13 protein-coding genes and 1 pseudogene are annotated in these 6,274 nt (G+C 61.6%); all 14 read right to left on the minus strand.

Going from position 1 to position 6,274, the window contains the following annotated elements; all coding sequences use genetic code 11:
• Nucleotides 1-14: 14 nt before the first annotated feature.
• Nucleotides 15-323, minus strand: coding sequence for a 50S ribosomal protein L24 (rplX, locus tag WC421_10420; GenBank protein ID MFA5162647.1), 309 nt, complete (start codon nt 321-323; stop codon nt 15-17).
• Nucleotides 324-332: 9 nt separating this feature from the next.
• On the minus strand, nt 333-701 hold the full coding sequence (gene rplN / locus WC421_10425) for a 50S ribosomal protein L14 (GenBank protein MFA5162648.1): 369 nt from the start codon (nt 699-701) through the stop codon (nt 333-335).
• 6 nt (nt 702-707) lie between these two features.
• On the minus strand, nt 708-974 hold the full coding sequence (gene rpsQ / locus WC421_10430; GenBank protein ID MFA5162649.1) for a 30S ribosomal protein S17: 267 nt from the start codon (nt 972-974) through the stop codon (nt 708-710).
• 8 nt (nt 975-982) lie between these two features.
• A complete protein-coding gene (gene rpmC / locus WC421_10435) occupies nt 983-1,198 on the minus strand; it encodes a 50S ribosomal protein L29 (GenBank protein MFA5162650.1) in 216 nt (71 codons plus the stop codon).
• A 9-nt stretch (nt 1,199-1,207) separates the two neighbouring features.
• Nucleotides 1,208-1,618, minus strand: a complete 411-nt coding sequence (gene rplP, locus WC421_10440) for a 50S ribosomal protein L16 (protein ID MFA5162651.1) — start codon at nt 1,616-1,618, stop codon at nt 1,208-1,210.
• 136 nt (nt 1,619-1,754) lie between these two features.
• Nucleotides 1,755-2,363 (minus strand): annotated as a pseudogene (gene rpsC, locus WC421_10445) (30S ribosomal protein S3).
• Between the two features lie 12 nt (nt 2,364-2,375).
• Nucleotides 2,376-2,735, minus strand: coding sequence for a 50S ribosomal protein L22 (gene rplV, locus WC421_10450; protein MFA5162652.1), 360 nt, complete (start codon nt 2,733-2,735; stop codon nt 2,376-2,378).
• Nucleotides 2,736-2,756: 21 nt separating this feature from the next.
• A complete protein-coding gene (gene rpsS / locus WC421_10455; protein ID MFA5162653.1) occupies nt 2,757-3,044 on the minus strand; it encodes a 30S ribosomal protein S19 in 288 nt (95 codons plus the stop codon).
• A 6-nt stretch (nt 3,045-3,050) separates the two neighbouring features.
• Nucleotides 3,051-3,890: a 50S ribosomal protein L2 gene (gene rplB / locus WC421_10460; protein ID MFA5162654.1), complete on the minus strand. Its 840-nt coding sequence runs from the start codon at nt 3,888-3,890 to the stop codon at nt 3,051-3,053.
• A 12-nt stretch (nt 3,891-3,902) separates the two neighbouring features.
• Nucleotides 3,903-4,196, minus strand: coding sequence for a 50S ribosomal protein L23 (locus WC421_10465; GenBank protein ID MFA5162655.1), 294 nt, complete (start codon nt 4,194-4,196; stop codon nt 3,903-3,905).
• Nucleotides 4,193-4,828, minus strand: coding sequence for a 50S ribosomal protein L4 (rplD, locus tag WC421_10470; GenBank protein ID MFA5162656.1), 636 nt, complete (start codon nt 4,826-4,828; stop codon nt 4,193-4,195). Before rplD ends, WC421_10465 begins: the two co-directional genes overlap by 4 nt.
• A gap of 15 nt (nt 4,829-4,843) precedes the next feature.
• Nucleotides 4,844-5,665, minus strand: a complete 822-nt coding sequence (rplC, locus tag WC421_10475) for a 50S ribosomal protein L3 (GenBank protein ID MFA5162657.1) — start codon at nt 5,663-5,665, stop codon at nt 4,844-4,846.
• A gap of 72 nt (nt 5,666-5,737) precedes the next feature.
• Nucleotides 5,738-6,091: a 30S ribosomal protein S10 gene (gene rpsJ, locus WC421_10480; GenBank protein ID MFA5162658.1), complete on the minus strand. Its 354-nt coding sequence runs from the start codon at nt 6,089-6,091 to the stop codon at nt 5,738-5,740.
• Between the two features lie 52 nt (nt 6,092-6,143).
• Nucleotides 6,144-6,274: elongation factor Tu (locus WC421_10485; protein ID MFA5162659.1), on the minus strand; the 131-nt coding region annotated here is incomplete at its 5' end.

Consider the following 6,274-nt stretch of genomic DNA (forward strand, 5'->3'; position numbering starts at 1 on the left):
GGACATACTTCAAATCACAGCGTCTCGCCGCATTTGCGGCACAGACGCACACGGTCGCCGGACTGGAGGCGGCCCGCTTTCGGTTTGGCGGCCTTGTTGCACTTGGGGCAGACCAGCGCCACGTTGGAGATATGCAGCGGCATCTCCTTTTTCTGTATACCGCCGGGCTTGTTCTGCGCGGCGCGCGCGTGCTTTGTGACCATGTTCACGCCAGCGACCAGAACCCTGTCCTTGCCGGCAATGATGCGGCGCACCTCGCCGCGCTTGCCTTTGTCCTTGCCGCACAGAACCACTACGGTGTCTTTGGCTTTTATGGTAGTCATCTCAAACCTCTATACCACTTCCGGCGCAAGCGAGATTATTTTCAGGAAATTCTTCTCCCGCAGTTCCCGCGCGACCGGGCCGAAAACGCGGGTGCCTTTCGGCTCGCCGTTGGCGTCTATGACGCAGACCGCGTTGTCGTCAAAACGGATATACGAACCGTCGGGGCGGCGGCTTTCCTTGTGCGCGCGCACCACCACGGCCTTGACCACGTCGCCTTTCTTGATGGCGGCGGTGGGCAACGCGTCTTTCACCGAGCAGACCACTATGTCGCCCAGGAAGGCGTAGCGGCGGTGATGCCCGCCCTGGATTTTGAAGCACATCAGCTTTCTGGCGCCGGAATTGTCGGCGACGTTAAGCATCGTCCTTAGCTGTATCATATGTCCCTATACCCTGGCCTTGGAAATAACGCGGACCACCCGCCACCGTTTAAGCTTGGACAGCGGCCTCGTGCTGGCGATTTCCACCACATCGCCGGATTTGGACTCGTTGCCCTCGTCGTGCGCGTAGAATTTGCTGGTCCGGCGCAGCACCTTGCTGTAAAGCGCGTGATGCGCGGCGCGGCCCACTTCCACCACGCGGGTTTTGCTCATCTTGTCGGAAACCACGGTTCCCTGAAAAGTCTTGCGCTGTGCGCGCGCGTTTTCTTCCATATATCCTCTTATTTGGCGGGCTTGGCGGCGCGCGCCTTCTGCGCGGAAACCGTCTCAAGCAACGCGATTTTGCGGCGCAGCGCGCGCAGCTCCAGTGGATCGGTGAGCGGCGTCATCTTATGCCGGAACTCCAGGCTGAACCGTTTCTCCCGCGCCTGGCGCAGTTCGGAGCCCAGTTCCGCCGGGGTCAGATTTTTAAGCGCTTCTTTGTCTTTGGTCTTCATGGCAACCCCTTAATGCCGCACCACGAAACGGGTGCTTATGGGCAGCTTGGCGGCGGCCAGCGTCATCGCCTGGCGCGCGTCGGCCTCGGTCATGCCCTCTATTTCAAACATCATCCGGCCCGGCTTTACAACCGCGACCCAATGGTCCGGCGCGCCCTTGCCTTTTCCCATGCGGGTTTCGGCAGGGTGCTTGGTTACGGCCTTGTCCGGGAAAATACGTATCCAGAGCTTGCCCTTTTTCTTGAGGCAGCGCGCCAGCGTAACGCGGGCGGCCTCTATCTGGCGGGCGGTTATCCACTTCGGCTCCAGGGCTTTAAGCCCGTACTCGCCGAAAGCCACCGTTACGCCGCGCTTGGCTTTCCCCTTGATGCGGGGCGCGCTATGCGTTTTGCGGTACTTCACTCTTTTTGGCATCAGCATTTGCGGCGGCCTCCTTGTTTTCAGTCTGTTGCGGCTGTGCGGCGGTTTCCTGCCTGACCTGCTCCTCCGGCCCGAAATCGCCGCTGCGGCGCATCTCGGCCAGGATTTCGCGCGGCGACTTGGCGAAATGGAGCTTCTTGAATATCCACACCTTGACGCCTATTTTTCCGCTTACGGTGTGGGCTTCCGCGAAACCGTAGTCTATGTCGGCGCAGATAGTATGCAGCGGGACGCGGCCCTCGCGCTTCCATTCCCGTCGGGCGATTTCCGCGCCGCCGATGCGCCCGGAAACCATGATTTTGATTCCCAGCGCCTTGGCCGACATCGCACGCTCCATAGAGCGCTTCAGCGCACTGGCGTAATGCGCGCGCTTTTCAAGCTGGAAGCAGATTGATTCCGCCACCAGCCGCGCGTCCAGCTCCGGCGTCTTGATCTCCATCACGTTGACGAAGGTGCGGCTGCCGGTGATGCGCTCTATCTCGTTTTTTAGCGCTTCAATATCGGCGCCGCGCTTGCCTATGACTATGCCGGGCCGCGCGGTGTGCACGTTGACGCGCAGGTAAGAACCGGCGCGCTCTATGCCCACCCAGCTTACCGCCGCCATATGGAAGCGGCGCCGGATGATGGCCCGTATCTCAAAATCCTCGGCAATCAGCGCCGGCATGTGGCGGGGCGAGAACCATTTGGACTGCCAGTCCTGCACGTATCCCAACCGCATTGATCTGGGGTGTATTTTATGGCCCATAATTTCCGGCGGTCAGACCGCCTCTCCTTTCCCGTCGGAAACGATGACGGTCAAATGGCACATCTTGCGTTTGAACGGCATCGCCCTGCCCTGCGGGCCGGGCTGCATGCGCTTGAGCTGCCCCATCGGCCCCTGGTCGGCGAAGGCGGTAACGATGCGCACGCCGGCCATATCCAGCTTTTTGCCGGCCTTGACGGAGAGATTGGCGGCGGCGGAGTTGACGGTCTTGGCGACCAGCTCCCCGCAGCGGCGCGGCACGGAGGAAATAATATCCTGCGCGGCGCGCACGTCTTTTCCGCGTATCTGGTCCAGCACCTGCGCCACCTTCCTTCTGCCGAACCGCTGAAATTTCGCCTTGGCGACTGCTTCCATAATAATATCCTCTCCGAAATATCAGGTAAGCTCGGTGGCTTCCTTGGTATGCGCCGCGCCGTGCCCCTTGAACAGGCGGGTGAACGAAAATTCGCCCAGCTTGTGGCCGACCATGCGCTCGGTCACGTAAACCGGCAGGAACTTGCGCCCGTTATGCACGAGGAAGTTATGCCCCACGAAATCCGGGGTTATCGTGCAGGCGCGCGCCCACGTCTTGACCGGCTTCTTGTCGCCGGTGCGGTTCATTTCCTGTATCGCCTTGAGCACGTTCGAGTCAACGAACGGCCCTTTTTTAGTAGACCTTCCCATATCTCATCACGCTCCCGCGCTGCCTTTGCGCCTGTCCTGCACTATCATCCAGTCCCACACCTTCGGGGACCGCGTTTTGTAGCCTTTTGACGGCTGATTCCACGGCGAGCGGGGCACGTTGTTGCCCTTGGAGCGGCCTCTGCCGCCGCCCATCGGATGGTCAACGGCGTTCATCGCGCCGCCGCGCACCGTGGGCCGCCAGCCGCGATGCCGGTTGCGGCCCGCGTTGCCGATGATAACGGTGTTATGCTCCACATTGCCCACCTGGCCCAACGTGGCCATGCAATCTATGGGCACGCGCCGGATTTCGCCGGAGGGCATTTTAAGCTGCGCGTACAAATCCTCTTTGGCCATAAGCTGCGCCTGCCCGCCGGCAGAGCGCACCATCTGCGCGCCCTTGCCGGGCCGCATCTCCACCGCGTGGATGAAGGCGCCTTCCGGTATGTTTTTTATCGGAAGGGCGTTGCCGGGTTTCAGCTCGGCATCGGGGCCGCTCATCAGCTTGTCACCCACCTTTATTCCGGTGGGCTGGAGGATATAGCGCTTCTCCCCGTCGGCATAATTGAGCAGGCAGATGCGCGCGCTGCGGTTCGGGTCGTACTCTATGGAGGCGACCGTGGCCGGCACGCCGAACTTCTCGCGCCGGAAATCTATCGCGCGCAGGGCGCGCTTGTGTCCGCCGCCGTGGTGGCGCACCATCACCATTCCGGTGTTGTTGCGCCCGCCTTTCTTGCGCAGCCCGCGGGTGAGCTTCTTTTCGGGGGAGGTCTTGGTTATCTCCGAAAAATCCGCCACCGTTATGAACCTGCGGGACGGGGTGTAGGGTTTGAATGTCTTGTTGGGCATAAAATTTCCTCTTTAGGCCGCCGGGGTGGTGTCTATCTTCTGGCCCTGGGCCAGCGTTACCACGGCTTTTTTCCAGTCCGGCCTGCGGCCCGCAAACCGCCCCATCCGGTGTATCTTCCCGCCGACGATGGAGGTGTGGACCTTGGTAACCTTCACCTTGAACATTTTTTCCACCGCGGCGCGGATTTCGGTTTTGGTGGCGCTTTTGTCCACCGCGAAGCTGTAGCGGTTTTCCTTGTCGCGCAACTCAAGGCTTTTTTCGGTCTGAAGCGGCCTTTTCAGAATGGTGTAAATGTCGCCGTTCATTTGGCCTCCTTGCCGGACCACAGGCCGCTGAGGCTTTCCAGCGCGTCCCTGGTGATGATGATTTTGCCGCTGTTAAGCACGGCGTAAGCGTTAAGCTCCGCCGGGCGGCAGTTGGAAAGCCCCGCAAGGTTGCGCGCCGCTTTCTCAACATTCGCGCTGGAGCGCATGGTAACCAGCAGCGGCTTGCGGCCCGCGCCCAGGGCGCGCAGCACGGCTGCAAGCTCCTGGGTTTTGGGCTCGGGGATGTCAAATTTGTCCACCACCACAAGCCCGCCCTCGGCGAACTTGGCCGACAGCGACTGCGCCAGCGCCAGCCGCCGCTTGCCAAGCGGAAATTCCCGCCGGAAGGAGCGCGGCTGCGGCCCGAACACCACGCCGCCCTTGCGCCAGATGGGCGAGCGGGTGCTGCCGTGCCGCGCACGGCCCGTATGCTTCTGTTTCCACGGCTTCCTGCCGCCGCCGGAAACTTCGGACCTGCGTTTGGCGTGCGCGGTTCCCTCGCGCTGGTTGGCCAGATAGGAGGTAACAGCCTCGTATAGGAAATGCGCGTCCGGCTTATGGCCGAACAGCGTTTCCGAAAGCGGGCAGCTGCCCACCTTTTCGCCTTTGATGTTGACTAAAGTCGTTTCCATGTCATCCTCGGAAAGCTATTTCTTGGCCGCGGGCTTGGCCGCGCCTTTTTTGGCTTTCTTGTCCGTGACAACCTGTTCCACCCGCTTCTTGCGCGGCTTGGAAGTCTCCAGCACAGCAACGAGGCCGCCGTTGGTTCCGGGCACCGCGCCGTTGATATAGAGGAGATGGCTGTCCGCATCCACCTTCACGACCTCCAGCTTGGCGGCGGTGAAGGTCTGGCAGCCCATATGCCCCGCCATGCGCTGGCCGGGTATGACCCGCCCCAGCGACCGGCGGGAGGCAATAGATCCAGGCGCGCGTTCCTTGTCAGACGAGCCGTGCGAGCCGGGCATCCCGTGGAAGCCGTGGCGCTTCATGCCGCCGGCAAAGCCGCGGCCCTTGGTAACGCCCTGAACGTCCACATAATCCCCGACGGCAAAGCGGCTGGCGGCGGTAACAGTCTGCCCCGTTTCCCAGCCATTGATGTCGGAGAGGCGGAACTCGCGCAGCCGGCGGGCGGGGGTTACGCCGCGTTTGGCGAACTGGCCCGCCACCGGTTTGGACAGCGATTCCAAATCCGTCTCGCCGTAGCCGAGGCAGATGGCGCTGTAGCCGTCTCTTTCCGGCGTGCGCACGTTTGCGACCACGCAGGGCCCCGCCTTGACGACGGTAACGGCGCGCAGCCGCCCCTTGCCGTCAAATATCTGAGTCATGCCCACTTTTTCGCCCAGAATGGCGCGCAGCCCCGTGGGCGCGGGTTTCTGCTGCGGCAGGGCCGCCGTCTCCGCCGGCGCCGGGGTTTCCGGCGTCTGCTGCGCCGCCTGCGGCGCGTTGGATGCAGTGTTCAAATCGGACATATAATCTCCGCAATCGCGGACAAAACGGCCCCTCCCCGCCATGACTGCGCGGGAAAGCGCCGTCCTGCTCCGCTATTTCTTTATCTCCACGTCCACGCCGGCGGGGAGGTCGAGCTTCATCAACTCGTCCACCGTCTTGGAGGTCGGGCTTTTCAAATCTATCAGCCGTTTGTGCACGCGCATTTCAAACTGCTCGCGCGACTTCTTGTCGGTATGGGGAGAGCGCAGAACGGTGTACTTCCGAATTCTCGTCGGAAGCAGCACCGGCCCCGCCACTATCGCGCCCGTGCGCCTGGCTGTATCCACTATGCGGGAAACCGACTGGTCCAGCATTCTGTGGTCGTAGGACCGGAGTTTTATCCTGATGCGCTCCTGTCCGTCCAGGCGGACGGCCTTGCCGTCGCTGTGCTTATGTTCATCTGCCATGACATGTCCTCTCGTGAATCGGTCTCAACATTATAGCAAAAACGAGGCCGTTCTACTCTATGACCTCGATAACTACGCCGGCGCCCACCGTGTGCCCGCCCTCGCGGATGGCAAAACGCAAACCTTTTTCCATCGCTATCGGCGTGATGAGCGTTACCGTCATCTCCGTGTTGTCGCCGGGCA

It is taken from the genome of Elusimicrobiales bacterium, from assembly GCA_041651175.1.
Taxonomy (GTDB): domain Bacteria; phylum Elusimicrobiota; class Elusimicrobia; order Elusimicrobiales; family Elusimicrobiaceae; genus JAQTYB01.

Excerpts from the sequence above, each read along its gene's own strand:
- rplX (MFA5162647.1), bottom strand. The coding sequence starts at position 323 with ATGACTACCATAAAAGCCAAAGACACCGTAGTGGTTCTGTGCGGCAAG.
- rplN (MFA5162648.1), bottom strand. The coding sequence starts at position 701 with ATGATACAGCTAAGGACGATGCTTAACGTCGCCGACAATTCCGGCGCC.
- rpsQ (MFA5162649.1), bottom strand. The coding sequence starts at position 974 with ATGGAAGAAAACGCGCGCGCACAGCGCAAGACTTTTCAGGGAACCGTG.
- rpmC (MFA5162650.1), bottom strand. The coding sequence starts at position 1,198 with ATGAAGACCAAAGACAAAGAAGCGCTTAAAAATCTGACCCCGGCGGAA.
- rplP (MFA5162651.1), bottom strand. The coding sequence starts at position 1,618 with ATGCTGATGCCAAAAAGAGTGAAGTACCGCAAAACGCATAGCGCGCCC.
- rplV (MFA5162652.1), bottom strand. The coding sequence starts at position 2,735 with ATGGAAGCAGTCGCCAAGGCGAAATTTCAGCGGTTCGGCAGAAGGAAG.
- rpsS (MFA5162653.1), bottom strand. The coding sequence starts at position 3,044 with ATGGGAAGGTCTACTAAAAAAGGGCCGTTCGTTGACTCGAACGTGCTC.
- rplB (MFA5162654.1), bottom strand. The coding sequence starts at position 3,890 with ATGCCCAACAAGACATTCAAACCCTACACCCCGTCCCGCAGGTTCATA.
- WC421_10465 (MFA5162655.1), bottom strand. The coding sequence starts at position 4,196 with ATGAACGGCGACATTTACACCATTCTGAAAAGGCCGCTTCAGACCGAA.
- rplD (MFA5162656.1), bottom strand. The coding sequence starts at position 4,828 with ATGGAAACGACTTTAGTCAACATCAAAGGCGAAAAGGTGGGCAGCTGC.
- rplC (MFA5162657.1), bottom strand. The coding sequence starts at position 5,665 with ATGTCCGATTTGAACACTGCATCCAACGCGCCGCAGGCGGCGCAGCAG.
- rpsJ (MFA5162658.1), bottom strand. The coding sequence starts at position 6,091 with ATGGCAGATGAACATAAGCACAGCGACGGCAAGGCCGTCCGCCTGGAC.